The sequence below is a fragment of the Gemella haemolysans genome (assembly GCF_028308085.1).
GTDB lineage: Bacteria > Bacillota > Bacilli > Staphylococcales > Gemellaceae > Gemella > Gemella haemolysans_D.
Window position 1 is genome coordinate 1 of record NZ_JAQMFS010000066.1, and the last position, 822, is coordinate 822.

Below are 822 nucleotides of genomic sequence, written 5' to 3' on the forward strand. Positions count from 1 at the left end.
GCTTTGTTTGCTACGTAGTTGATTGGTGTATCTTCACCTGGGTTTGTAGGGATATTTGGTACTTCATATCCTTCTTCTGGATTGTTTGGATTTACCGGTTTAAGTGGGTTTCCATCTTTATCCTTAGGTATGAATCCTGGTACGTATGGTACTTTTGGTTTTTCAGTTCCTGGTTTTGTTGGATCTTTTGGATCATTTGGATATTTGATCGGATTTGTTGGTTGTCCTGGGATGTTTGGAATCCATGAACCTAATGGTTTATACACATATGTTACTGTTGAACCATCTTTTCCAATCTTACCTTTAGCTTCACCTTCTACTCGTACTAATACGTATCCTTTGATTACTTTTCCAGTTGTTGTGTACTCATCTCCTACTTTTCCTTCTGTTGTTTCTGAAGGAGCTAAGTCTTTTCCATTTTCATCTACGTATTTAACTACTAAGTTTGCTTTGTTTGCTACGTAGTTGATTGGTGTATCTTCACCTGGGTTTGCAGGGATATTTGGTACTTCGTATCCTTCTTCTGGATTGTTTGGATTTACCGGTTTAAGTGGGTTTCCACCTTTATCCTTCGGTGTGAATCCTGGTACGTATGGTACTTTTGGTTTTTCAGTTCCTGGTTTTGTTGGATCTTGTGGATCATTTGGATATTTGATCGGATTTGTTGGTTGTCCTGGGATGTTTGGAATCCATAAACCTAATGGTTTATACACATATGTTACTGTTGAACCATCTTTTCCAATCTTACCTTTAGCTTCACCTTCTACTCGTACTAACACGTATCCTTTGATTACTTTTCCAGTTGTTGTGTACTCATCTCCT

General features: G+C 38.1%; 1 protein-coding gene. It reads right to left on the reverse strand.

The genetic code is table 11. The annotated features are described in order from the left end of the window. Window positions 1–822: MucBP domain-containing protein (locus tag PNO30_RS05600; protein ID WP_271987460.1), on the reverse strand; the 822-nt coding region annotated here is incomplete at both ends.